The following is a 24,425-nucleotide window of genomic DNA, read 5'->3' on the forward strand; positions in this document are numbered from 1 at the left end:
TGCGACATCTGGGCAGGAAGCATGAGGAAGCCATGGCACAGGGTGATGTGATCCGGCGAAAACTGGGGTTGGCGCGTGACAACGCCGCCCGTCTGGCCGATCCGCGCGGGACGGGGGCGGAAAAGGCGCTGCCCTTGGCCTTGGCGCGGGCGGCGCGGGATGCCTTTGCCTTGGCGCTGGATTGCAGCCGGATGCAGACCGGTGCCGTTTCCGTGGCCGAGGTGGTGGAACGCATTCCCGAACGATCCTTGATCTGCCTGCTGGAAGGGCCGGGAGAGGGTTTGGGTGTGATGGTCCTGTCGCCCGACCTGCTGGCCGGGCTGATCGAGGTGCAGACCTTGGGCAAGGTTTTGCCCGGTGCGGCACTGGCCCGTCGTCCGACGCGGACCGATGCGGCGATGGTGGCGGGGTGGCTGGATACGGCGTTGGAAGGGTTGGAAAATGCGCTGCTGGCGGATGAGGATCTGATCTGGACTGACGGCTTCCGCTATGCCTCTTGTCTGGATGAGGCGCGGCCCTTGGGCCTGCTGCTGGAGGATGCGCCGCATAGGATGCTTTTGGCCGATGTCGATGTGGCGCGGGGCACCAAACAGGGGCAATTGCTGCTTGTGCTTCCGGCACAGGGGCGGGGGCGCAAACCGATTGGGGCCGAGGAGGAGGGCAAGCGCCCACCACCACCACCGCCGTTCGAGGCGCAGTTGCATGAACAGATCCTGTCCGCCGAATGCCAGTTGACCGCCGTGATCGGCCGCCTGCGCCTGCCCTTGGGGCAGGTGATGGAGTTGATGCCGCATCTGATCCTGCCCTTGGGCGGGGCTGGTCTGGGCCATGTTCATCTGGAAACGGTTGAGGGAAGGGTGCTGGCCAGCGGGCGGATGGGGCAGGCGCGTGGAAACCGCGCCCTGCGCATTCAGGAAATCCGGGAAGAGGCGCAAACCGCGCCGGTCGACCTGCCAATATCAGAGGGCGCAACAGTTCCGAGCCTGCGCAAAGCTGGCTAGCGTTGCTTCGATGCGGTTTGGGTCGTGGGCCGTGGTTGGCCCGGCATCATCTGCTGCAACGCCTGCATTTCTTTCAGCAGCGTGGCAAGATCCGCTGGCCTATGCGCCCCGATCATGCCACCGCCCCCGCACAACTTTGGCAAAACGGCGTTTCGGGCATCAGTACCAGCCGCGGTTCGGCGATTTCGGCCCCGCAGCGGGTGCAGATGCCGTATTCCCCAGCCTCGATCCGCGCCAGCGCCGCGTCAATCTGCCGAATTTCGTGTTGACCTGAGAGGCCCAGCCCCTCCAGCACCTCATCCCCCTCACGTTCGATCGCCAGATCGTCCCAATCCGGGTTTGCCGGATTGTCCAATTCATCCGCGATGTTCTTGAGGCGACCTTGCAACTCGGCCAGCCGGGCCTGCAATTGCGCTTTGCGTTCGACGATGGTGGTCATGTCTTCCCCCATGTATTATGTTTCCTGCATAGGTCATCCCGGCCTGTCCCGCATTGACCCAAATCAAGCCATGACGCCTGACATCACCGCCTTTTTCGACGAAGCCACCAACACGATCAGCTATCTGCTGCGCGACCCGGAAAGCACAGCCTGTGCTGTCATCGATTCCGTGCTGGATTTTGACTATGCCTCGGGCCGGACCGACACGCGTTCTGCCGATGCCATCGTCGCTTTCATCCGCGAAAACCAACTGACGCTGGAATGGGTGCTGGAAACCCATGTCCATGCCGACCACCTGTCTGCCGCGCCCTATATTCAGCAGGAACTGGGCGGAAAGATCGGCATTGGCGACCGGATCACCGTGGTGCAGCACACGTTTGGCAAGGTCTTTAACGAGGGCACCCAGTTTCAGCGCGACGGTTCGCAGTTTGACCAGCTTTTCGCCGAGGGTGACACGTTCCAGATCGGCGCTTTGACGGGCCGGGTGCTGCACACGCCAGGCCACACGCCTGCCTGTCTGACCTATGTCATCGGCGATGCGGCTTTCGTGGGGGATACGCTTTTCATGCCCGATTTTGGCACCGCCCGCTGTGATTTTCCGGGGGGAAGCGCCGCTGATCTGTTTGATTCCGTGCAGAAAATCCTGTCCCTGCCGGACGACACGCGCATCTTTGTCGGGCACGATTACATGGCGCCGGGCCGTGAGGAATATGCCTGGGAAACCACCGTCGGCGCACAAAAGGCGTTGAACATTCATGTGGGCGCGGGCCGATCACGCGCCGATTTCGTTGCCTTGCGCGAGGCGCGGGACGCGACCTTGGCGATGCCCCGGTTGATCATCCCCTCTTTGCAAGTGAACATGCGAGCGGGACGGATGCCCGAACCGGATGACAACGGGATCAGCTATCTGAAAGTGCCCCTGAACGGGCTTTAGGGGATAAACATGCCGATGGAATGGCTGATGGGCCTGCTGGGCGGGCTGATGATTGGCAGTGCCGCGGCGCTGTATTTGCTGGTCAATGGCAGGGTGATGGGGGCCTCGGGGATCGTCGGGCAGATGCTGGATGGGACGGCGGGCAAGACTTGGGCGGAACGGCTGGTATTTCTGGCGGCGCTGATTGCTATTCCGGCGGTGTTCTATCTTGCCTTTGGCGCAGAGACGCATCTGTCCGGCCATTGGGCGCTGCTGGCTGTCGCGGGTTTTCTGACGGGGATCGGCACCCGCATGGCGAACGGCTGCACCTCGGGCCACGGCGTTTGCGGAATATCGCGCCTGTCGCCGCGCGGGATCGTCGCCTCGGTCTTGTATGTGGGGGTTGGCATGCTGACAGTTGCCCTGTTCCGCCACGGTTTGGGGTGGCTCTGATGCTGCGGCTGGTTTTTGCGGCGCTGGCCGGTGGGTTTTTTGGCGGTGGGTTGATGCTTTCCGGCATGACCGACACCGCCCGCGTTCAGGGTTTTCTGGATATCTTTGGCGCGTGGAACCCGACGCTGGCTTTTGTGATGGGTGGGGCAATGCTGCCGATGGCCTTGGCTTGGGTTGTCGCCGACCGGCGCAAGGTTTCTGTACTGGGCACACCCTTTCCACCGATGCGGCGCGGGGTCGACCGACCCTTGGTGCTGGGTTCCATCCTATTTGGCGTCGGCTGGGGCCTTTCGGGCCTTTGCCCCGGCCCTGCCATGGCCGTGGTTTCCTTTGCCGGACCGGGGGGTTTGGTCTTTCTTCTGGCGATGGGGGCGGGTATGGTTCTGGCACCGCAGGCTACCCGCCTGACCAACCGCCTTGCCAGCCAAAGGTTGCAGATGGACATTCGCAGATTGACCGACAGTTATGCCGTTTCGCCGCAGATCGCGGTTGAGGATTTGCAAGCGATCAAAGCGGCCGGTTTCACCACGGTGATCGACAACCGCCCGGATGGGGAAATTCCGCCCGATCTGCACACGCCAGTCATGAAAGCGGCAGCTGAGGCTTTGGGCCTGACCTTTGTGGTCAACCCGGTGATCGGCGGGGCTCTGACCATGGAAAACGTGTCCTTGCAACGGCAGGCCATGGAGTCTGCGACGGGCCCGGTCTTTGCCTACTGCGCCAGCGGCAACCGTTGTTCGGTGGTCTGGGCCTTGGCGCAAGCTGGCACGATGCCCGTCGATGATCTGGTTCGTATCCCTGCGCGCTATGGCTATCAACTGGACCATCTAAGGCCGCAGCTTCACGCCTTGGCTGGCGATAAGGTCTGAGGGGCTCAGTCCAGGAAAATTCCAAGAACGACGATCATCAAGCCCAGAACCGACAGGCCAAGCGCCGCGAGGTTCAGGGCCACTGCCTTTTGCATCCGCAGGCGCAATTCTTCATCCGACGTTGCGGTGCGCCGTGCGCGGGCCACTTGCAAAACGCAAAAGAATAGCAGGGCTACGCCCAGCAGGGTCAGGGCGGTGCCGCCCCAGATAAGAATTTGCATGGAATCCCCTTTGCCTGGTCGTGGCGGGTTAGCGCCGGAAGGGGCGTTATGCAAGGGTGGGGTGGCTTGAACAGGGCGGAGCAGTTGGGTATCAGGGTTGCGAACCGAAGGGGAACATCATGGCCGACGCATCCGACAATTACGCCGTTGCCGCAGACGAATTGCGGCAGTTCATCGAACGTTTTGAACAGCTTGAGGCCGAAAAAAAAGATGTGACGGAACAGCAAAAAGAACTGATGGCGGAAGCCAAAGGGCGGGGCTACGACACGAAGGTCATGAAAAAGGTCATCGCGCTACGTAAGCGCAAGCCAGATGACATTGCTGAGGAAGAGGCCGTGTTGGAGATGTACAAAGCCGCGCTTGGGATGGGCTAGGGCAATCAGGGCAAGGTTAAGGTCAGGCCTGGAATGCGGCCGATGCGGTTCAAGTCCTGATCGTATTGCAAGGTCAGGGTTTCGACCAGTTCGACGTTCCAGCCGGGCAGATCAACCGTTGTTTCCATCTTATCTGGTAGTGCATAAGCCTCGAGAAATTCGGCAATGATCATGGGGCGAAGCGTCGTATCGCCTTTGGTGCGGACGCCTAGTTCTTGTTGCAGGCGTGCCAGATCGGGCGGCGCCAGCAGCGTTGCCAGCAGATCATCTTGTCCGTCCAGCGTCATCCCCGGTTGATGCCCCGTGACGATCCGCAAGACATCGGGCCAGATCATCGGGGAATCCTCGTCGCACCATACGTGAATTGGCACGTCGGGGTTCGTGTCGCGAATGGCGTGCAGAACATTCGACCACAAGAGATCTTGGGGATGCAAATCCTGCATCAACTCGGCGTAGGTCTTGTCGCGCTGCCGTTGCAGCAGCGCCGGGATGAATCCTGCCGGATTTCGGATCGAGAGATGGAATTCGACAGGATAATCAGGCAGCACATCGTGCAGTTTGCGCAAGTTCTGACCCGCGCGGGCGTAGAGACCGCCATGCAAGGCCCATTGTGGATAGGCCATGAAACTTTCCCAAGACAGAATCACGCGCTCGGCCTTGTCGTCTCCCTCCAGAATCTGTTGCAAGACATAGGCCTGCGCTTCTCGACTGGCCGTGCCGCGCCCCAGACCATTGGCCGTTTCGCGCAGCAGATTGCGATAGCGCGACGGACCCGGCACAGCTATGCCCTGCTTTGCGAGAGGGCCACGGTTCTTGAGCAGGCAGCGCAAGAGCCGTTCTTCGTCGGTGCAATGCGCGCCAAGATGATAGACGATGCGCATGCGACCTTTCCGTTCATTTCCATTGTTGCGATCTTACAGGGGGATTTCTGGACAGGCAAACACCCATGCGATAGGGCTGCGTTTTAGGATGACCCTTGCACCTTACTTGTCGCGGCGCGCGCTGCCATTCTGGCCCCTTTTTGCAGGGGTGCTGGCGCTCTTGATTTTGGCGCCTGTTGTGTCCGTCGTCTGGCTGGCCTTTCATCCGACCGAGAACATCTGGCCGCATCTTCTGTCGACGGTTCTGCCGCGCTATCTTTTGAATACGCTGCGGCTGATGCTGGGGGTGACTGTTCTTGCCGTCGTGGCAGGCACCGGAGCGGCGTGGCTGGTCACGGTTCACCGCTTTCCGGGCAGTCGTTGGTTGGATCTTGCGCTATTCTTCCCGCTTGCAGTGCCTGCTTACGTCGGTGCCTATGCGCTGGTCGATATCCTTGACTATCCGGGGCTTGTGCAAAGCTGGTTGCGCCAAGCGATGGGGTGGCAGTCGGCGCGGGACTATTGGTTTCCTGACGTGCGCAATGCCTGGGGGGCCAGCCTTGTGCTGGGCGGTGCGCTTTATCCCTATGTTTATCTTCTGGCGCGGGCGGCTTTTCGCGAACAGTCTGGAACGATCCACGATGTGGCCCGTGCCTTGGGGGCCGGCCCTTACCGATTGTTCTGGAGCGTAGGACTGCCCTTGGCCCGCCCTGCGATCGCGGCAGGTGTGGCGCTGGCACTGATGGAGGTGCTTGCTGACTACGGGACGGTCCAGCACTTTGGTGTTCAGACGCTGACCACCGGTATCTTTACGACATGGCTGACGGCAGGCAATGCGGGCGGCGCGGCGCAGATTGCCTTGGTGGTGCTGGTGATGGTCAGCGGGCTGATGTGGGTGGAGCGGGCAGGGCGGGCTCAGGCCCGGCATCATGGACTGTCGCGTGCCGACCGGCCAATTCGGCCCATCCCCTTGGCAGGGTGGCGCGGTGGTTTTGCGTTTCTGTTCTGCTTTCTGCCATTCGCTGGCGGCTTTCTGCTGCCCGTGGCGGTCATGCTGTACTATGCTTGGGCAGCCCCATCGGGCTGGCTATCGCCGGATCTGGGTCGGGCCCTCGCCCATACTTTGCTGGTAGCCAGCCTCGCGGCTCTTGTGACCGTGGCTTTGGCACTGGTGGTTGTCTTCGGGCTACGATCCGCGCGGGGGCGATGGGCGGGGCGGCTATCCGCTTTGACGGCACTGGGATACGCGACACCCGGTGCGGTGCTGGCCTTAGGCCTGCTGATTCCGCTTGCAAGCTTAGATCATCATCTGGCCGACCTCGTGTCCGTTGTGACTGGCCGTGATCCTGGCCTAGTGCTGACCGGCACTGCCACAGCGCTGATTTTGGCCTATGTGGTGCGGTTCTTTGGCGTCGCACAGGGCGGTATTGCCGCTGGAATGGGCCGTGTGGCGCCAAGTTTGCCGATGGCCGCCCGAATGTTGGGGCGAGGGCAGGGCGGGGCATTGTTTGGCGTCTATTTGCCGATCATGCGAGGTACTTTGGCAACGGCTTTGGTGATGGTCTTTGTCGACAGTGTTAAGGAACTCCCCGCAACTTTGCTGCTGCGCCCCTTCAATTTCAACACATTGGCAACCCGCGTGTTTGAACAGGCCAGTCTTGAGCGGTTGCATGACGCCGCCCCCGCCGCGCTGTTGGTGATGGCCGTCGGGCTTTGTGCCGTTGTCCTATTGATCCGGGGTGATCACCGTTAACCGCCTGCGCAGCCCCCTTGCAAGGGTCGCGTCGGGGCGCTATTTGCTAGCCAGTGCCTCTATAGCTCAGTTGGTAGAGCACCTGATTTGTAATCAGGGGGTCGCGGGTTCAAGTCCTGCTGGGGGCACCATTTTCCATCCTTACATCGGCCGCACCGCTTGACTTCCCTTTGGGCGGGTGCAGAGACTGCGCGCCAGCAGGATGAGGGGAATATGTCAGAAAAACCGCCACCATCACCCTTGACCAGGGCCGCAACCGAAGGCGCGTTGCGGATGTTGCAGGACAACCCGCCCGCGCCCGAGACTCTGGCCGGAACCTTGCGCTTTCTGTGCAAATGGCGGTCACAGGTGCTGGAGCAGACCTTGGTGGCCCGGTCGGGGCAAAAGGTGCTGACGGGGCCGTTTCAGGGCATGGATTACCCGGTGCGGGCGGCGGAAGGGTCGCGCACGACGCGGCTTTTGGGGAATTATGAGGCAAGCCTGATCCCGGTGATCGAGGGGATCATTGCACGCGGCTATGATCTGGTCGTCGATGTTGGCTGCGCCGAGGGTTACTATGCGGTGGGCTTTGCCCTGCGGATGCCGGGCGCAAAGGTTCTGGCGCGCGACATCAGCGAACAGGCGCAGGCCCTGTGCCGCGAAATGGTGCGGGTGAACGGCGTGGCCGACCGCGTGGAAATCGGCGGTGAGTTTGGCCATGCCGATTTTGCGATCTGCAAGGGCCAGAAATCGTTGGTCCTGTGCGACATCGAAGGGGCCGAGGATGAATTGCTCGATCCGTCCCGCGCACCGGGCCTGCTGGAGGCCGATGTTCTGGTTGAGGCCCATGAGGGGTTCCGCCCCGGCGTGGTCAAGCGGATCGCCGAACGCTTTGCGGCCACCCATCGGGTAACCCAATTGAACCGGCAGGTGAATGACAGCGCCCTGCCTGCCTGGTGTGAGGGCCTGTCCGATCTGGATCGGCTGTTGTTGTTGTGGGAATGGCGGTCGGTGCCGACGCCCTGGCTTTGGATGGAACGGAAATGAGCGACAAGAATGCGGCGATCTGGTTTTCGTCCGATGGGTTCAATCCCAAAGCAAAGGGAATCAACGGGCGGCGGATGGCGGGCGAAAGCTTGCTGCGCGGATTTTTTCGCAACGCCGACGTGCCGGAATTTGTTTGTGCCACGCATGCCGGTGGAGATTTCGATGCCTTTAGGGCCGTGGCGGAAGAGGAAGGCGTGACGAAGCCGCAGCGCTTCGTGCGCTTGGACGATATGGGCAAGCTGCCTCCTGTCGAAACGCTGCTTTACTCTAGCCCCGGAATCTCACCCGAGCTTTGGCGGCGGTCTGTGCTTGGGGCCACCCGGTATTCGATCTGTGGGATAACCCATACAACCTGCACCAAAGCCGTCCAGCAGGCGTTTTTCGACCTGCGGATGGCCGGGCAGCAAGAGTGGGACGCTGTGATCTGCACCAGCCGTGCGGTGCAAGATTCGGTTTTGCGCCAGATGGATTTGATTGACGATTTCATCCGCGCGCGCTTTGCTGGGCCTCCGCCACGCCGTCCGCAACTGCCGATCATCCCACTGGGCATCAACACCGCCGATTTCGCCCGTGATCAGGCTGCGGGAACCGCTTTGCGCGAGCGGCTGGGGGTCGGCAAAGACGATGTTCTTTGCGTCATTGTCGCCCGCCTTTCGGTCAATGAGAAATTCGATCCGTTGCCGCTGTTTTTGGCGATGAGCCAAGCCCAATCGGCCTTGGGCCAGACTAAGCTGCATCTTGCGATGTGTGGAATTTTTGCCGGTGAGAATAGCAAATCGGTGACGCAAAACGGTGCCAAGGCGCTGATGCCGGATGTGCCATTGTATTTGCTGGATGGTGCCAGCGCCGAAGAAAGACTGGCGACCCTTTCGGGCGGCGACATGTTCCTGTTTCCAATCGACAATATTCAGGAAACCTTTGGACTGGCTCCGGTTGAAGGTATGGCGGCAGGGTTGCCGGTGGTGGCGACCGATTGGGATGGTTTGCGTGATACCGTCAGCGAAGATGTGGGAATTTTGATCCCGACGCAGATGGTCAAAGGCGAGTTGATGACCTCGACGACCCAGCGTTATCTGGGGGGCACGGACAATTATCAGCAGTATCTGTCACAAATTTCTGCCGTTACGCGGGTGCATGTCGGGAAGATGGCGCAGGCGATCGTGACGCTGGCCCGGGATCCCGATTTGCGGGCGCGGTTGGGGGCCGCGGCGCTGAAGCGGGCGACGACGCGTTTTGATTGGGCGCAAGTGGTGCCGCGGATGCAAAACCTGTGGGTGGAACTGACGCGCATAAGACGGGCGGCCAAAGTGGCGAAACATCCGCCGGTTCCGGCGTGGGCGGTGCCGGTTTTGCCGGCGGCAGGCCATGTTTATGCCAGCTATCCGACAGAGATATTTGAACCGAAATCGACGGTCTGGCGGGCGAAAGTTTTGCCCAAAGCTGCGTTGGATGTCAAAGCGATGCTGACCTTGCGCGACTATGGTGCGACACGGCGGATGTTCGAAGCACCGGACCATGTGGCCGCCGTGTTGACACTGCTGGCAGAGCGCCGGACGGCAGGGGCAACCTTGGCCGATCTTGTCCAGATTACCGGGTTTCCAGCGCGGCGGGTGGAACGCATTCTGATGTGGCTGCTGAAATATGATTTTGCCGAGGAAGCCGATGACTAAGACCATCCTGATTACCGGGGCGGGTTCGGGCATCGGGCGGGCCGTGGCGCGGCATTTTCTGGCGCAGGGTTGGCAGGTCGGTCTGGCCGGCCGGCGGGCGGAAGCCTTACAGGAAACGGCGGGCGAGGCACCGGGTGCTCTGATCCTGCCGATGGATGTGGGCGATGCCGCGCAGGTGGAGGCCGGGTTTGACCGTGCCATGGCGGAATGGGGCCGTCTGGATGCGCTGTTCAACAACGCAGGCATGGGCTTGCCGGGGCGGATGATTGACGAGATCGCGGTCGATGACTGGCTGGCTTTGTCGCAGGTCAACATCACCGGCATGTTCCTTTGCGCCCGCGCGGCCTTTGCCCGGATGCGGCGGCAGTCGCCCCAAGGTGGGCGGATCATCAACAACGGTTCGATCAGCGCCACGGCCCCGCGCTGGGGCTCGATCCCCTATACGATGTCGAAACATGCGGTGACGGGGCTGACCAAGGGCCTGTCGCTGGACGGGCGGGCCTATAACATCGCCTGCGGGCAGATCGACATTGGCAATGCGGCGACGGATATGGCCGCAGCACAGGCCAAGGGCGTGCCGCAAGCGGATGGCCATATCGCGGTGGAACCGCTGATGGACGTGACGCAGGTGGCGGATGCCGTCTGGCATATGGCAGGCCTGCCGCTTGAGACGAATGTGCAGTTCATGACGATCATGGCGACGAAGATGCCGTTTGTGGGGCGGGGGTGATGGGCGCAGACGGGCCAAAAAACGGATGGGCACAGCCGGTCATCGACCACATTCTTAGCGAATTGCCCGGAGATCACCGATCAGGTTGGAGTGACATGGCAATGTCGGCCTATGAAATGGGATGCTCTGCCTTGGCCGCCTTGGGGCAAGCCAAGCTCGAAGCATGGGGAGCCAGCCCAAGGGCTGCGCCAAAAATACCAGCTGTTTTACCGCGTTGGGATGACATTTGTTCGGTTGTCTTGGGTTTGGCCGACCAACATAATGAAATAGACTATCTTCCAACAGGCATTCTAAAGCGCCCGGCATCACATGCCCAATTCGTCATCACGCCGATAGGCGGCCCGGCACCCCCAGCGCCAAACATCGCGGCTTCCCATGGACTTGGCTCTGCGCATGCGAGCGCAAAAGCCACGGCTGCAATGACCGCACTTGGTTTGCTGGAAAATGGTCAGTGGACAAAACATGCCGAAGCCATTCTTTGGCGCGAAAATCCATCTGAGTGGAACTTGGATGTCGTCGGACATCCCATGTTCAAACGGGCAGTCGAAACTGCAATCGAAACCATGCCCCCGGATATTCAGGCTGAACTGGACAAACTAACAAGGATTGACGAGGTCGCTCTGGATGCGGCTATGGAGAGGGAAAGAAACGCCCATGAAAACCCTCCTCAGCGGACGAATGGGTTAACACTATTCAGGACCAAAACTTTGTCACTAACGCGCGAAAAGGTCGCTTTCGGCATCCAATTCGACCGCAAAATCCAGCTGGATGAGCTCTTCTTCCGCCATTGGCGCCTTGCGGATGGCTGGCTTTCACCAACGGATGCCAAACGAGCCTTGAACATCTTTCACGATCCACTTGCCAAGGCGATGCGCCGGGCGGTTATGGGCAGGATTTTTCCCGAAACTCCTTTCGCCCATTAATCCTCACCCCAACCCCCTCACCGCCCCATACCCCCCCTGCGCGAACACCAATGGCTTCCCCAAACCCGTCGCAAAGCGAACCACCCGGCCCACGATGATCAGATGATCCCCCCCCTCATGCACCGCCTCTTGCACGCATTCGAACCGGGCCAGCGTGCCCGACAGCAGTGGCACGCCTTCGGTTGAAACCTCGTGCTCCACCCCCTCAAACCCCTGACCGCCGCGCACGAAATGCCGCGACAGGCCGAACTGATCCTCGGCCAGCACATGGATGGCGAAGTGGCGCGCGCTGGAAAACGCTGGGAAGCGGGCCGAGGCACGGGCGGGCGACCACAGAACCAACGGCGGGTCGAGCGACACCGAAGCAAAGCTGTTGGCCGTAAACCCCTGCGGCCCCGCAATGGTGACGACGGTCACACCCGTCGCAAACTGGCCCAAAGCGTTGCGCAACTCGGTCGGATCAAGATCAGCCATCATTCCCTCGCATCTGGCCCGCAACCTAACCCGCTGCCCCCCAAGATCAACCCGAAGTCCTATACCTTTTCGGAAATTCTTGGCACAAAGCCCCTGCAAGAATGCGGAGTCGCCATGCTGTTTGCCTATGCCCTGAACGGGGCCGCCCTGCGGCGGATGAATGTCGACGAACCGCTGGAGGGGGCGGCCTGGATCGATCTTTACCGCCCGACCGATGTGCAGGCGGCGCGTCTGATCGGCATGGGGGTCGAGGTGCCCACCCTTTCCGACATGGAAGAGATCGAAATCTCGAACCGGCTTTACCGCGAAGGCGGCATGGATGTGATGACGGTGGTGCTGCCCGGCCTCTCGCTGTCGAAAACGCCCATTTCCGGCCCGGTGTCCTTTATCCTCACGCCCGACAGGTTGGTCACCGTGCGCCACCATGCGCCCCGCCCGTTTGAAACCTTTCCCGAACGGGCCGATAAATCCGGCATCGGCTGCGCGAACCCGGATCAGATTTTCCTTGGGCTGGTCGATGAAATCATCGGGCGGCTGGCCGATCTTTTGGAAGGGGCGGGCAAATCGCTGGACGAGGTGAGCGCCGGGGTCTTTCAATCGAACGGCGCGCCGAAACGGCCCGAGAAATTGCAAGCGCATCTGGAACAGGTCGGGCGCGAGGGTGATCTGGTGGGCCGGGTGCGGCTGTCGCTTTTGACCATCGAACGCGCCCTGTCGTTCTATACCCAAGCGCGGGGCGAAAAGAACAAGGTCACGCTCAAGGCCTTGATGCGCGACATTCAGGCGCTGGAGGTGCATTGCGACTTTCTGTCGCAGCGCGTGGGACTGGCCTCGGATGCGACGCTGGGGATGATCAACCTGTCACAAAACATGACGGTTCGGATCGTATCGGTGGTGGCTGTGCTGTTCCTGCCGCCCACGCTGATCGCCAGCGTCTATGGGATGAACTTCAAGCACATGCCCGAGTTGGAGACGTCTTTCGGCTATCCGGTGGCGCTTTTGCTGATGCTGGCTTCGGCCGTGGTGACTTATCTGTTTTTCAAATGGAAAAACTGGCTTTAGGGGGCGAGATGCAGCTTTCGGCTTTTGCGGCAAAGGGACGGTTCTGGCGGGGCAACCTGCACACGCATTCCAACCTGTCGGATGGGGTCTTGGACCCTGCCGAAGTGGTGCGTCGATACCGGGCCGAAGGCTATGATTTTCTGGCGTTGACCGATCATTTCATCGGGCAATGTGGCTATCCGCTGGTTGATACGCGCGGGTTCCGGGATGGTGGCTTTACCACGCTTCTGGGGGCGGAACTGCATTCCGGGGCGATGGCGAATGGTGAGCTGTGGCATATTCTGGCGGTGGGCCTGCCCTTGGACTTCGCGCCGTCGAACACGCCGGTTTTTCACCCCATCGAAGGGCAGGAAACCGGGGCGGAGCTGGCCGCGCGGGCCGTAGCGGCGGGCGCTTTCGTGGCGATTGCCCATCCGCAATGGTCAGGCCTGACCTTGGCCGACGCACGGGGCATTGCCGCCGCCCATGCGGTGGAAATCTACAATCACGGCTGTGCTGTGGGCTGCGACCGGCCCGATGGCTTTGCCATTGCCGACCTTTTGCTCAGCGAAGGGCGCAGGCTTTCGATGATTGCAACGGATGACGCGCATTTCACCGAACCGGACCATTTCGGCGGCTGGGTGATGGTGAAGGCGTCGGAAAACGAACCGGACGCTCTGCTCGCCGCGCTGAAGGCCGGCGAATTTTACAGCACACAAGGGCCGGAACTGCGGGATGTGCAGGTCTATCCTGACCGGGTGGTGGTCGAAATGTCGGCCTGTTCCTCGATGATCGTGCAGGGCGCTGGGACAGCGGCGAAAGCGGTGCATGGCCATTCCATGACACGGGCGCAACTGCCGTTAGCACGGTTCAAGAGTTCCGACTGGATCCGCGTGACGGTGGTTGATGCGGCAGGCAAACGGGCTTGGTCAAATCCGGTGTTCCGGGATGAATGGGAGCAGTGATGGAACGGCATCAACAATTCTGGGATCTGCATCAATCGGGTTGTTTCGTGATCCCCAACCCTTGGGACGTGGGGTCCGCCCGCATGATGGCTGGGCTTGGGGCGCAGGCTTTGGCGACCTCCTCCGCCGCCCATGCCTTTGTCATGGGACGGGCGGATATGGGCGGGGTCAGTCGGGATGAGGCTTTGGCCCATGCCGAAATGATCGTGGCCGCGACCGCTTTGCCCGTGTCAGGCGATTTTGAAAACGGCTTTGCCGATGATCCGGAGGGTGTCGCGGAAACCGTGCGTCTGGCGGCTTCTGTGGGATTGTCCGGTTGTTCGGTCGAAGACACGCAGATGGTCAAGGGCAACCCCGCCTATGATTTCGATCTGGCCGTCGAACGCATCCGCGCCGGGGCCAGCGCCGCCCGCGCCTTGGGGCGGCCTTTCGTATTCTGCGCAAGGGCCGATGGGGTGATGAATGGGGCCTATGATCTGGCCGAAGGCATCCGCCGCTTGCAGGCCTTTGAACAGGCGGGCGTCGACCTTTTGTATCTGCCCGTGCCCCCCGGCCGCGCTGAACTGGCGCAGGTCTTGGCCAGTGTCACGAAACCCGTCAACGCGCTGGCGGCGGGGCCGCTCAAATCCATGACCATCGGCGAACTGGCCGCGATGGGTGTCAGGCGTATTTCCACCGGGTCGCAGATTGCGCGCCTCACCCATGCCGCAATCCGCGACTCGGTCAGCGCCATGCTGCAGGACGGCAGCTTTGCCCTGCTGAAAGGCGCGATGCCCGGGGATGATGTCGATGCCCTGCTGGCCAAAGGCGCGGATGTCGCCTGACACCTGCAAGATGGCGCAAAATGACCTTGGGCGGTGAACGCCCAAGGCTATCCCCAAGCAAAGCCCTTGACGCCTGCGCCCCATCGGGCAGGCTGGGGCCAACCCAAGCAAAGGTGCCGCGATGAACTTTCCCAATGCGCTGAAATTCTACATCAACGGGGAATGGGTCACGCCCCTGTCATCGGAACGTCTGGACGTGGAAAACCCCGCGACCGAGGAGATCATCTGCCAGATTGCCTTGGGTTCGGTCGAAGACACCGACCGCGCCATCCTCGCCGCCCGTGCCGCTTTCCTGCCCTTCACCCAATGGCCCACTGCCCGGCGGATCGAACTGCTTGAGGAAGTGCTGGCCCAATACAACAAGCGTTTCGATGATGTGGCCGATGCGATGCGTCTGGAAATGGGTGCCCCCGTCGCTTGGTCGCGTGAAGCCCAGGCCTGGGCGGGGCAGGTGCATCTGGAAAGCACTATCAAGGCCGCCAAGGAAATGCATTGGGAAGAACAGCGCGGCACCTCGCTGATCATCCGCGAGGGCATTGGGGTTTGCGGTCTGATCACGCCTTGGAACTGGCCGATGAACCAGATGGTCTGCAAAGTGGCCCCGGCCTTGGTGGCGGGCTGCACGATGGTCTTGAAACCTTCGGAAATCGCCCCGCTTTCGGGGCTGATCTTTGCCGAAATCCTGCATGATGCGGGCGTTCCGGCAGGGGTCTTCAATCTTGTGAACGGCACCGGCCCCGTTGTCGGCGCGCAGCTTTCCACCCACCCCGAGGTGGATATGGTCAGCTTTACCGGATCGACCCGCGCCGGGACCGCCGTGGCAGCAGCAGCCGCGCCGACGGTCAAGCGCGTGGCGCAGGAATTGGGGGGCAAATCGCCGAACATCATTCTGGCCAGCGCCGATCTGGATGCAGCCGTGAAGGGCGGTGTCGAAGGCTGCATGTCGAACACCGGCGAAAGCTGTGATGCGGCGACCCGCATGTTCGTGCCCCGCGCCCTGCATGACCGTGCTTGCGTTGTGGCCCGCGAAACCTGCGAAGCCATGCGCCCCGGTGATCCGTTGGATCCGGCGACCACCCACGGCCCGCTGATCTCAGGCCCGCATTTCCACAAGGTGCAGGCGATGATCCAAAAGGGCATCGACGAAGGCGCGCAGGTCGTGACGGGCGGCGTCGGCCGCCCCATCGGCGTGAACCGGGGCTGGTTCGTGCGTCCGACCGTGTTTGGCAATGTGACGAATGACATGGCCATCGCGCGGGAAGAGGTTTTTGGCCCGGTTCTGGTGATCCTGCCCTATGACACGCTGGAACAGGCCATTGTCGAGGCGAATGACACCGTCTACGGCCTTGCCGCCTATGTCAGCGGCCCCTTGGATGAGGCGCGCGCCGTAGCACGCCATCTGCGGGCGGGCACGGTGAACCTGAACTATCCGGCTTGGGATACCAACGCACCCTTCGGCGGCTACAAGCAATCGGGCAATGGTCGGGAATATGCCGATTTCGGCATTCACGACTTCTGCGAGACGAAAGTCATCGTGGGCTATGAGGCCTGAAAAAAGCGGGGGGGCATCTGCCCCCCTGACCCCCCGCGTTATTTTTGGCCAAATGAAAGCGGCGCGTCAGAGCGCGATTGTGTTCAGCAAGCGCTCGGCCTCATCCCCGACATTCGCCAAGGCGCTGCGATCTTCCCCCGGCCAGAACCGTGCGCGGGTGGCTGTGGGCATCGGGGCGGGCTGGTGGATGACAACGCGAGGGCCGATGCGGGCGGTTTCGGCCTGCCATGACCGAGCCAAGGCGATCTGGGCAGCTTTGGTCGTGCCATAATGGCCAAAGTTCATCTGGCCGCCCTGCGGATCGTCCAGAAAGACGGCGATGCCATCGGCACCCAAAAGAGGTGCGATCATGGGGATCAGAACACCCGTGGCCCGCAGGTTGATGTTCACCGATTTGTCCCAATCCTTGCCATCCAGATGGGCGGCAGGGGCCAAGGGGGCCGCGTGAATGGCGGCATGGACCCAAAGCTTCAACCCGCCCCAGCGGTCATGAATCGAACGGCAAAGATGCCGCATGGCATCGTCATTGGTGATGTCCATCGGGGCTAGCGTCAGCGCACCCGCCCCCGGCTGGCGTCGGGCTTTCACCCGGTCGTCCAACTCTTCCAGCCCGCCCACGGTGCGGGCCACTGCCACCACATCCCAGCCACGCGACGCCAGTTGATCGGCCACAGCCGCGCCAAAGCCGCGTGAGGCACCGGTGACAAGGGCAAGGGACATGATAGGCCTTTCAGTAGGGCAGGGCGGTCCATCGGGACCATTTCTTCAGACGGGCGTCGAAATTCGGTCTGTTGGCAAACCTATTCCGCCGCCTTCATCTGAAAGCCTTCCTCGATCTTGTCCGAAGGCACGACCGGATATTCCCCCGAGAAGCAGGCGTCGCAGAACTGCGGTGCTTTTGCATTTCGCCCCTGCGCCTCGCCCGCCGCGCGGTAAAGCCCGTCCAGAGAGATGAATTTCAGCGAATTCACCCCGATCCAGTCGCGCATCTCGTCCTCGGACATCGTCGCTGCCAGCAGTTTCGACCGTTCCGGTGTATCCACCCCATAGAAGCAAGGCCAAGCCGTGGGGGGCGAAGCAATGCGGAAGTGAACCTCCGCCGCCCCAGCCTCAAGGATCATTTCTTTGATCTTCCGGCTTGTCGTGCCCCGCACAACAGAATCGTCAACCAAAACCACCCGCTTGCCCTTGATCAGCGCCCGGTTCACGTTCAGCTTCAACCGCACGCCCATGTTGCGGATATGCTCGGTCGGCTCAATAAACGTCCGTCCCATATATTGGTTGCGGATGATGCCCATCGCATAGGGGATGCCGCTTTCCTGACTGAACCCAATCGCCGCGGGCGTGCCGCTGTCCGGCACCGGGCAGACCAGATCCGCCTCGACCGGGGCTTCGCGCGCCAGTTCCACACCGATCATCCGCCGGGTTTCATAGACCGAACGACCCAACAGAATGCTGTCTGGACGGCTGAAATAGACCTGTTCAAAGATGCAGAACCGCGGTGTCGCCTGCACAAAGGGGCGGGTGCTTTCCACCCGGTTGCCTTCGATCACCACCATCTCACCGGGTTCAATCTCGCGCACGAAATCCGCCCCTATGATGTCCAGCCCGCAGGTTTCCGACGACAGCGCCCAACCCGAATCGCCGATCCGTCCCAGAACCAAGGGCCGCACCCCATGCGCGTCGCGCACGCCGATCAGCTTGGTCCGCGTCATCGCAATCACGCTGAACGCGCCTTCCACCCGCCGCAGCGCGTCCTTGATCCGCTCGGCCAAAGTTTTCTGGATCGACCGCGCCATCAGATGGATGATGCATTCACTGTCCGACGAGGATTGGAAAATCGAACCCCGTTCGATCAGTTCCCGTCGCAGGGCCACCGCATTGGTGATGTTGCCATTATGCGCAATCGCACAGCCGCCCATCGAGAATTCGCCAAAGAAGGGCTGCACATCGCGGATCGCGGTCGCCCCTTTGGAACCCGCCGTCGAATAGCGCACGTGACCAATCGCAATCGGGCCGGGCAGGGTGTCCATCACGGCGGCATTGGTGAAATTGTCGCGCACATAGCCAAAGCGCCGGGCCGAGTTGAACCCGTGTTCCGGGTCATGGCTGACGATGCCGCCTGCCTCTTGCCCCCGGTGTTGCAGCGCGTGCAGACCCAGCGCCACAAAGTTGGCCGCGTCCTTGGCCCCCACCACGCCGAAGATCCCGCATTCCTCGCGCAGTTTGTCGCCGTCGGTTTCCGGGTCGAACGGGTGACGGAACTGCATAGGCGGGCCTCCGAATCTGTGGGCAGCGGGCAGCATCCCTTTAGGCCGATTGCCCGCCGCTGTCACCCCCGGAAGAGGTCAGTTGTTCTGCGTTGCAGCACCGTCTTGCGTCGTGCCTTCGGTCGCGGGTGCGGTTTCATCGCCCGGCGTCACCGGGGCCACGGTGGCATCGGCTTCACAGCTGTTCACCAGCACCTGATACTGCGACACGATCCAACCCGGCGCATCATCCGGGATCATCGCATCAACCTTGTCCTGCACGGTGGCAAACAGTTTCGCCGTGCGGCTTTCGTCAATGGCGGGAACAGTATTGGCTGCAATGGCCCGGTCATAGACGATGAAGGCCACGGCCACCAACAACACACCCCGCGCCACGCCGAACAGGAAACCCAGCGCCTGATCAATGCCCCCCAGCGCCGTGCGCTGGATGGCCGAGCTGAACAAAGGTGTGAACAGCGCCGCCACCACCAAAGCCAAGGCAAAGACCCCGGCAAAGGCCACGATGATCGACAATTCACAGCTTCCATCCAGGAATTCGTTCAGAACCGGGATTTCCTTGACCAAGGGCTGCGCCTGCGGCGCAAAGATGAAGGCCAGAACAGCGGCCCCAACCCAGCCCAGAATGGCCATTGATTCGCGGACCAGACCGCGTGAATAGGCCAAAATGGCCGAAAGCACGATGACAACAGCCACCACGCCGTCCACGTAGGTGAAGCCTTCCATGCGTCTTACTCCGTTTGCCTGGGGTCAGCCCGCGCCGAACATCTCGCCCACAAAGGCGGTCAGGTCGGAAAAGGCACGCACCCCAATTCCCTCTGTCTGTCCCAGCTTCGATCCGGCTGGCGCTATGGCCGTGGTAAAACCAAGTTTCGCCGCTTCTTTCAATCGGTTTTCGGTCTGAACCGCCGGACGCAGCGCCCCCGACAGGCTGATTTCGCCAAAAAGCACGCTTTCTGGCGGAATTGCCACATCCTCACGCGCGGAAAGGAGGGCCGCCGCCACCGCCAGATCCGATGCCGGTTCGCTGACCCGCAGCCCCCCGGCCACGTTCAGAAACACGTCGAGCCCCGCGAAAGGAATGCCACAGCGCGCCTCCAGCACCGCCAGAATCGTGCTCACGCGGCCTGAATCCAGGCCGACAACGGTGCGTCTGGCCGTGCCCAAAGTCGTGGGGGCCACCAAAGCCTGAATTTCGGTCAGTACGGGCCGCGTGCCCTCAATCCCCGCAAACACCGCGCTGCCCGGCACGGGATTGCCCCGGTCTGACAGGAACAGCGCCGAAGGGTTCGTCACCTGCGACAACCCCTGACCCGTCATTTCAAACACACCAATTTCATCCGCAGGCCCAAAACGGTTCTTCACCGCCCGAAGGATACGGAACTGATGGCCCCGCTCGCCCTCAAAATAAAGCACGGTATCAACCATATGTTCCACGACACGCGGTCCGGCGATCTGACCCTCTTTCGTCACATGGCCCACGATCACAACCGCAACCCCGCGCTTTTTCGCGAAATTCACCAGCTCATGCGCCGAGGCACGCACCTGCGCCACTGACCCCGGCGCGCTTTCCACATTGTCCAGCCACATGGTCTGAATCGAATCGATCACCGCCAGACCGGGGCGTTCCTGATCCAGCGTCGTCAGAATGTCCCGCAGGTTGGTTTCCGCCGCCAAGCCCACCGGCGCATCGGCCAGCCCAAGGCGCTGCGCCCGCATCCGCACCTGCGCGGTGGCCTCTTCGCCCGAGATATACAGCGCCTTCATCCCCTGCCGGGCAAAGCTTGCGGTGGCTTGCAACAAAAGCGTCGACTTCCCGATGCCGGGATCGCCCCCCACCAACAGGGCCGAGGCCGGAACCAATCCGCCACCCAAAACGCGGTCCAATTCCGCAATGCCCGAACTGGCGCGCGGGGGCAGGGGTTCTTGCGTCGCAAGATCGGTCAGCTGGATGGTGCGGCCCTTGTTGCCCAAGGCGCGGGGGCCCTGCGACAGGGGGGCTTCTTCTTGAATGGTGTTCCAGCCGCCGCAGGCATCGCAGCGCCCCGCCCATTTCTTGTGAACGGCACCGCAGGCTTGGCAGGTGAATTGGAATGTGGGTTTGGCCATGGCCTTTCTTCGCCTGTCTGGGGGCAGGGGGCAAGTCGAATGGGCAATCTGCCCATCATCCACACCCCACAGATGGGCCAATGGCCCATCCTACTTTTCTGTCAGGTAGGAAATCGCAATCGAGGCCAGAATACAGGCGGTGAACAGATACATCCCCCAAGCCACCTCAATCGTCGCATAGCCCACGCCTTTCACGATCACGATATAAAGCGCGATCAGAAAAATATCGGCCATCGCCAGTTTGCCCAAGATGTTCAGCGCCGCCAGAATGCGCGGCGAGGCGAGGCGGAAATGCACCAGCGCCAGACCGATGGTCTTGAGGTAAGGCGCAAACAAGGCCAGCGCCGTGACAACCAGCGCCAAGGGAATGTCGGAACCCCAGAGGGATTGCAGGCCCGTGAGGACCGAGATTTCATCCAAGCCGAATAAAGGCATGAGGCCCGCGCGGAGGAGGGGGGCGAACCAGGCGATGGGGAAGAGGATGAGGAGGGAGAGGTTGGCGAGTTTGAGAGGGATTTCGCCGTATCTTTGAATTTGCCTATTCAACACGCTGTCCATCCCGATAAATGGCCACGACTTCCATCACGCCAAGAATGCCATCGTTAAAACGTTCAAGTTCATCGGCGGGAACCCAAAGCTCTTCGTGATCCCGCCCACCTGCCTGCTGCACAGAATAGCGATCCGCCGTTTCCCTGTTGATCTCAAAGCGTAAAACATAACCGAAGTTATTCGGTGCTGGGAGGATGGAGTTCCAATCGCGGGCAATCTTTTCCGCGTAAGAAAAAGTCGTGACAGGATAGAAAATCGGTTGGTCTATCAGACGTGGAGGCCAACGTTTGAAGCCAGAAGCTGAAACCAGATCAAGTTCTTTCTGTCCGGTCGGGCGATACAGGATCATTTCAAATTCCTAGGGGTTTAGAAGACTACCTCACACTCTCAATCGGCCCCACCGCCCGCCCGTGAATGAACTGCTGAACATAAGGATCGTCCGTCGCGTCCATATCCGCCACTGGACCTGTCCAGCGGATCACCCCACCATGCAGCATCGCCACATTGTCGGCAATCGCCCGGACGGAGGACATATCGTGCGTGATGGTCATCGCGGTCGCGCCCATCTCCACCACGATTTCCCGGATCAATTCATTGATCACCCCCGCCATGATCGGGTCCAGACCCGTCGTCGGCTCGTCAAAAAAGATGATCTCGGGTGACGCCGCAATCGCCCGCGCCAGACCCACCCGCTTTTGCATCCCGCCGGACAATTCCGACGGATACAGATCCCCCACCTCGGGCTTTAGCCCCACACGTCGCAGTTTTTCGATGGCAATCTCGCGCGCCTCGGCCTTGGGCCGCTTTAGCGCGCCGCGCAGCAGGCGAAAGGCGACATTCTCCCAGACCTTCAGGCTGTCAAACAGCGCGCCGCCCTGAAACAGCATCCCGAAACGGGCCAGAAACGCCTCGCGCTCGGCCCGTGCCACATCCTGCCCGTCCAGCGTGATCGTGCCCTGATCCGGCGTGACCAACCCCAGAATACACTTCAACGTCACCGACTTGCCCGTGCCCGACCCGCCGATGATCACCATCGAGGTGCCTTTGGCAATGGTAAGATCGACCCCTTGCAGAACCTTGTTCGCCCCGAAACCCTTATGCACGCCCGAGAGTGTAATCATGATCCGAACAGCACCGATGTAAGCAGGAAGTTGGCGGCGAGGATCAGGATCGAGGCCATGGCGACGGCGTTCTTGGTGGCTTGCCCCACCCCCATCGCCCCGCGGCCCGAGTTCATGCCGTGATAGCAGCCGACCAAGGTCGCGATGAACCCGAAAAACGCCCCTTTGATCAGCGACGACACGACATCCGGCAATTCCAGAAAATCAACGGTGTTCTGGATATAGCTGGCCTTGTTGAACCCCAATTGCCCAGTGGCCACGGTAAAACCGCCCAGAATCCCGATGATATCCCCCACGCCGACCAGCAAGGGCACAGTCAGAAATCCGGCCAGCACGCGCGGCACGGTCAGGTATTTCATCGGATGGGTCGAAAGCGTGACCAGCGCGTCGATCTGTTCCGTCACCTTCATCGTCGCAATCTCGGCGGCGATGGACGATGTCACCCTTGCGGCGATCATCAGGCCAACCAGCACGGGGCCCAATTCCCGCACCATGCCGATGGCCACGATCTGCGGAACCACCGCCTCGGCGCTGAACCTTTGCCCGCCCGCATAGATTTGCAGCGCCAGCGCGCCCCCGGTGAACAGGGCGGTCAGGCCGACGACGGGCAGCGACAGCCAGCCCACGTTCAGCAGCGCCGACAGAAATTCACGCGGGTAAAACGGCGGGCGCACCAGATGCGCCAAGGTTGCCGCCGCATAAAGCGTGATGCGGCCGACCTGCGCCAGACCGGACAGGGTGACACGGCCAAGGGCCGCAATGGGCGAAAGCAAACTCAAGCGCGGGCCCCGTGATATTGGCGGTTGTAGCGGGCCCCCAGCTGCGTCAGCAGCTCATAGCCGATGGTCCCGGCAGTTTCGGCCAGTTGATCCACCGTCTGATGCGGGCCGATCATATCCAGATAGTCGGGCACTTCCGGCAGATGCGTCACATCGACCGTGATCAGATCCATCGAAACACGGCCCACGACAGGGCAGGGGGTATCGCCATGCCACAGCCGCACCTTGCCCGAAAGCTTGCGATGCAGCCCATCGGCATAGCCCGACAACACCGTAGCAATAATCCGATCCTCGGGCGCGTGCCAGGTGTTGGAATAGCCGACAGGTTCCCCCGCCGCGACCAGCCGCGTCTGAATGACCGGCAGCGCCAGATGATAGGGGTTGTGCCCGTGAAAGGGGGCGGCCCCATGCAACCCGATGCCGGGGCGGGTCAGGTCAAAGTGATAGGCCGGGCCCAGTAGGATGCCCCCCGTCGCCGAAAGCGAACGCGGCACTTCGATACCATCGGTCATGGCCAGAAAGGTCGCAAGCTGCGCCTCGTTCATCGGATGGTCGGGTTCATCGGCGCAGGCCAGATGGCTCATCACCAGTTCCGGCCCCGCTTGCAGCACCAGCTCCGCCACCGCCTGCCATTCGGCAGGCTCTAGCCCCAAACGGTTCATCCCCGTGTCCAGTTGCACACCGAAGGCATGGCCGGGCAGGGCCTCTAGATGCCGCATGATCTGTTCGATGGAATTCAGCATCGGGGTCAATTGCCGGTCGCGGATCATCTCGGCGTCGCCCGCCATATGCCCGCCCAGAATGTTGATCTGCGGACCCGCGCCCAAAACAGTGCGCAGCGTCGCCCCTTCCTCGGATGTCGCCACAAAGAACCGCCGCGCCCCCGCTTGCGCCAAGGCCCGCGCCGTGCGGGTAATGCCGCTGCCATAGGCATTGGCCTTGACCACCGCCGCCGTTTGGCAATCGGGGGCCGACATGGCATCCAAGGCCCGCCAGTTGGCGGTGATGGCTTCAAGGTCGATAGAGAGGATTGCGCTGCCCATCCCGCCCTTTTGCCAGTTGAGGGGCCAAGGTCAAGCCCCGCAGGCGGAAACCGGCGGATTGAAGGGACTTGCGTCAAACAAGTGCAATACGCTCCCTTTGCGCGGCATCGGGATAGGGGCGGTAGAGCCCCACCTCGGCCCGTTGGATCATTTGATGCATCTGATCATAGCGCCGCTGCGCCAGATCGTCGGTTTCGGACAAGGTTTGAAACAGATTGTCCAAAGCCGAAAGCCCCGGCAATTCAATCTCCAGCAGGAAATCACGCTGCGCGCCGGACGCCAGACCCAGCTTGCGCCGCATCAGCCGCCAGCCGCTGATCTGGCCATTGGCCTTTAGATGGGTCATCCAGCCCTGCACAGCACTGGCAAAGGCCAAAGCCTTGGCCCCGTCATGCAGGTCGATCTGGCAGTGGTAAAGAATCATCGGCGGGCCCTCTGGTTTCACACAGATTGCCCGCCAAGCATGAGG

Annotated in this window: 28 protein-coding genes, 1 tRNA gene and 1 pseudogene; 16 read left to right on the top strand and 14 right to left on the bottom strand. The window is 61.5% G+C overall.

Annotation, left to right across the window (positions count from 1 at the left end):
- Nucleotides 1-32 precede the first annotated feature (32 nt).
- Nucleotides 33-1,001, top strand: a complete 969-nt coding sequence (locus tag IE095_RS10760) for a FliM/FliN family flagellar motor switch protein (RefSeq protein ID WP_229804713.1) — start codon at nt 33-35, stop codon at nt 999-1,001.
- Between the two features lie 112 nt (nt 1,002-1,113).
- On the opposite strand, the gene IE095_RS10765 is transcribed toward IE095_RS10760, so the two are convergent.
- Nucleotides 1,114-1,440: a TraR/DksA family transcriptional regulator gene (locus IE095_RS10765; RefSeq protein ID WP_189411671.1), complete on the bottom strand. Its 327-nt coding sequence runs from the start codon at nt 1,438-1,440 to the stop codon at nt 1,114-1,116.
- A 70-nt stretch (nt 1,441-1,510) separates the two neighbouring features.
- Between IE095_RS10765 and IE095_RS10770 the strand changes: the two genes are divergently transcribed.
- From IE095_RS10770 to IE095_RS10785, 4 genes and pseudogenes are all read left to right on the top strand, one after another.
- On the top strand, nt 1,511-2,374 hold the full coding sequence (locus IE095_RS10770; protein ID WP_189411672.1) for an MBL fold metallo-hydrolase: 864 nt from the start codon (nt 1,511-1,513) through the stop codon (nt 2,372-2,374).
- A gap of 9 nt (nt 2,375-2,383) precedes the next feature.
- The gene (locus IE095_RS10775) at nt 2,384-2,806 is read left to right on the top strand and encodes a YeeE/YedE family protein (protein ID WP_189411673.1); all 423 of its coding nucleotides are present in this window, start codon (nt 2,384-2,386) and stop codon (nt 2,804-2,806) included.
- A pseudogene (locus IE095_RS10780) lies at nt 2,806-3,207 on the top strand (DUF6691 family protein); the annotation flags it as partial. The gene IE095_RS10775 and the pseudogene IE095_RS10780, both read left to right, overlap by 1 nt.
- 36 nt (nt 3,208-3,243) lie before the next feature.
- Nucleotides 3,244-3,675 (top strand): protein tyrosine phosphatase family protein, encoded by a 432-nt coding sequence (locus tag IE095_RS10785; RefSeq protein WP_189411870.1) that lies wholly within the window; start codon nt 3,244-3,246, stop codon nt 3,673-3,675.
- A 5-nt stretch (nt 3,676-3,680) separates the two neighbouring features.
- On the opposite strand, the gene IE095_RS10790 is transcribed toward IE095_RS10785, so the two are convergent.
- Entirely contained in the window at nt 3,681-3,896 is a 216-nt protein-coding gene (locus IE095_RS10790) for a hypothetical protein (RefSeq protein WP_189411674.1), read from the bottom strand.
- A gap of 119 nt (nt 3,897-4,015) precedes the next feature.
- On the opposite strand from IE095_RS10790, the gene IE095_RS10795 reads away from it, so the two are divergent.
- Complete coding sequence (locus tag IE095_RS10795) at nt 4,016-4,270, top strand: DUF2312 domain-containing protein (protein ID WP_189411675.1); 255 nt, start codon at nt 4,016-4,018, stop codon at nt 4,268-4,270.
- 5 nt (nt 4,271-4,275) lie between these two features.
- On the opposite strand, the gene IE095_RS10800 is transcribed toward IE095_RS10795, so the two are convergent.
- Complete coding sequence (locus tag IE095_RS10800; protein ID WP_189411676.1) at nt 4,276-5,151, bottom strand: hypothetical protein; 876 nt, start codon at nt 5,149-5,151, stop codon at nt 4,276-4,278.
- Between the two features lie 88 nt (nt 5,152-5,239).
- On the opposite strand from IE095_RS10800, the gene IE095_RS10805 reads away from it, so the two are divergent.
- The 6 genes from IE095_RS10805 to IE095_RS10830 all read left to right on the top strand — a co-directional run bounded on the left by IE095_RS10805 (nt 5,240) and on the right by IE095_RS10830 (nt 11,232).
- Nucleotides 5,240-6,883 (top strand): ABC transporter permease, encoded by a 1,644-nt coding sequence (locus IE095_RS10805; RefSeq protein WP_189411677.1) that lies wholly within the window; start codon nt 5,240-5,242, stop codon nt 6,881-6,883.
- Nucleotides 6,884-6,938: 55 nt separating this feature from the next.
- Nucleotides 6,939-7,014, top strand: a tRNA-Thr gene (locus tag IE095_RS10810).
- A gap of 109 nt (nt 7,015-7,123) precedes the next feature.
- Nucleotides 7,124-7,909 (top strand): class I SAM-dependent methyltransferase, encoded by a 786-nt coding sequence (locus tag IE095_RS10815; protein ID WP_189411678.1) that lies wholly within the window; start codon nt 7,124-7,126, stop codon nt 7,907-7,909.
- Complete coding sequence (locus IE095_RS10820; protein WP_189411679.1) at nt 7,906-9,579, top strand: glycosyltransferase family 4 protein; 1,674 nt, start codon at nt 7,906-7,908, stop codon at nt 9,577-9,579. The genes IE095_RS10815 and IE095_RS10820 overlap by 4 nt, the downstream gene beginning before the upstream one ends.
- Complete coding sequence (locus IE095_RS10825; protein WP_189411680.1) at nt 9,572-10,309, top strand: SDR family oxidoreductase; 738 nt, start codon at nt 9,572-9,574, stop codon at nt 10,307-10,309. The genes IE095_RS10820 and IE095_RS10825 overlap by 8 nt, the downstream gene beginning before the upstream one ends.
- A gap of 101 nt (nt 10,310-10,410) precedes the next feature.
- A complete protein-coding gene (locus IE095_RS10830) occupies nt 10,411-11,232 on the top strand; it encodes a hypothetical protein (RefSeq protein ID WP_229804714.1) in 822 nt (273 codons plus the stop codon).
- A gap of 3 nt (nt 11,233-11,235) precedes the next feature.
- Here IE095_RS10830 and IE095_RS10835 read toward each other — a convergent pair whose 3' ends face one another.
- Entirely contained in the window at nt 11,236-11,706 is a 471-nt protein-coding gene (locus IE095_RS10835; protein ID WP_229804715.1) for a flavin reductase family protein, read from the bottom strand.
- Nucleotides 11,707-11,820: 114 nt separating this feature from the next.
- Between IE095_RS10835 and IE095_RS10840 the strand changes: the two genes are divergently transcribed.
- The 4 genes from IE095_RS10840 (at nt 11,821) to IE095_RS10855 (ending at nt 16,088) form a co-directional block, all read left to right on the top strand.
- Nucleotides 11,821-12,768 carry a magnesium transporter CorA family protein gene (locus IE095_RS10840; RefSeq protein ID WP_189411683.1) on the top strand — a complete coding sequence of 316 codons (948 nt, stop codon included), beginning with the start codon at nt 11,821-11,823 and terminating at the stop codon, nt 12,766-12,768.
- Nucleotides 12,769-12,776: 8 nt separating this feature from the next.
- Nucleotides 12,777-13,712, top strand: a complete 936-nt coding sequence (locus IE095_RS10845) for a PHP domain-containing protein (RefSeq protein WP_189411871.1) — start codon at nt 12,777-12,779, stop codon at nt 13,710-13,712.
- On the top strand, nt 13,712-14,536 hold the full coding sequence (locus tag IE095_RS10850) for an isocitrate lyase/PEP mutase family protein (RefSeq protein WP_229804716.1): 825 nt from the start codon (nt 13,712-13,714) through the stop codon (nt 14,534-14,536). Before IE095_RS10845 ends, IE095_RS10850 begins: the two co-directional genes overlap by 1 nt.
- A gap of 121 nt (nt 14,537-14,657) precedes the next feature.
- A complete protein-coding gene (locus tag IE095_RS10855) occupies nt 14,658-16,088 on the top strand; it encodes an aldehyde dehydrogenase family protein (protein ID WP_189411685.1) in 1,431 nt (476 codons plus the stop codon).
- Between the two features lie 66 nt (nt 16,089-16,154).
- On the opposite strand, the gene IE095_RS10860 is transcribed toward IE095_RS10855, so the two are convergent.
- From IE095_RS10860 to IE095_RS10905, 10 genes are all read right to left on the bottom strand, one after another.
- Nucleotides 16,155-16,808: an SDR family oxidoreductase gene (locus IE095_RS10860; protein WP_189411686.1), complete on the bottom strand. Its 654-nt coding sequence runs from the start codon at nt 16,806-16,808 to the stop codon at nt 16,155-16,157.
- Nucleotides 16,809-16,888: 80 nt separating this feature from the next.
- Entirely contained in the window at nt 16,889-18,358 is a 1,470-nt protein-coding gene (gene purF, locus IE095_RS10865) for an amidophosphoribosyltransferase (protein WP_189411687.1), read from the bottom strand.
- A 78-nt stretch (nt 18,359-18,436) separates the two neighbouring features.
- Nucleotides 18,437-19,081 (bottom strand): CvpA family protein, encoded by a 645-nt coding sequence (locus IE095_RS10870; RefSeq protein WP_189411688.1) that lies wholly within the window; start codon nt 19,079-19,081, stop codon nt 18,437-18,439.
- A 24-nt stretch (nt 19,082-19,105) separates the two neighbouring features.
- The gene (gene radA / locus IE095_RS10875; RefSeq protein ID WP_189411689.1) at nt 19,106-20,464 is read right to left on the bottom strand and encodes a DNA repair protein RadA; all 1,359 of its coding nucleotides are present in this window, start codon (nt 20,462-20,464) and stop codon (nt 19,106-19,108) included.
- A gap of 90 nt (nt 20,465-20,554) precedes the next feature.
- Nucleotides 20,555-21,010: a paraquat-inducible protein A gene (locus IE095_RS10880; protein WP_373295411.1), complete on the bottom strand. Its 456-nt coding sequence runs from the start codon at nt 21,008-21,010 to the stop codon at nt 20,555-20,557.
- Nucleotides 21,003-21,362, bottom strand: coding sequence for an ADP-ribosylation/crystallin J1 (locus IE095_RS10885; protein WP_189411691.1), 360 nt, complete (start codon nt 21,360-21,362; stop codon nt 21,003-21,005). The genes IE095_RS10880 and IE095_RS10885 overlap by 8 nt, the downstream gene beginning before the upstream one ends.
- 25 nt (nt 21,363-21,387) lie before the next feature.
- A complete protein-coding gene (locus IE095_RS10890) occupies nt 21,388-22,134 on the bottom strand; it encodes an ABC transporter ATP-binding protein (protein WP_189411692.1) in 747 nt (248 codons plus the stop codon).
- Nucleotides 22,131-22,913, bottom strand: a complete 783-nt coding sequence (locus tag IE095_RS10895) for an MlaE family ABC transporter permease (RefSeq protein WP_189411693.1) — start codon at nt 22,911-22,913, stop codon at nt 22,131-22,133. Before IE095_RS10895 ends, IE095_RS10890 begins: the two co-directional genes overlap by 4 nt.
- Entirely contained in the window at nt 22,910-23,956 is a 1,047-nt protein-coding gene (alr, locus tag IE095_RS10900) for an alanine racemase (protein ID WP_189411694.1), read from the bottom strand. The genes IE095_RS10895 and alr overlap by 4 nt, the downstream gene beginning before the upstream one ends.
- 73 nt (nt 23,957-24,029) lie before the next feature.
- On the bottom strand, nt 24,030-24,380 hold the full coding sequence (locus tag IE095_RS10905; RefSeq protein WP_189411695.1) for a DUF6614 family protein: 351 nt from the start codon (nt 24,378-24,380) through the stop codon (nt 24,030-24,032).
- Nucleotides 24,381-24,425 lie beyond the last annotated feature (45 nt).

This window comes from Neogemmobacter tilapiae, assembly GCF_014652215.1.
Lineage (GTDB): Bacteria > Pseudomonadota > Alphaproteobacteria > Rhodobacterales > Rhodobacteraceae > Neogemmobacter > Neogemmobacter tilapiae.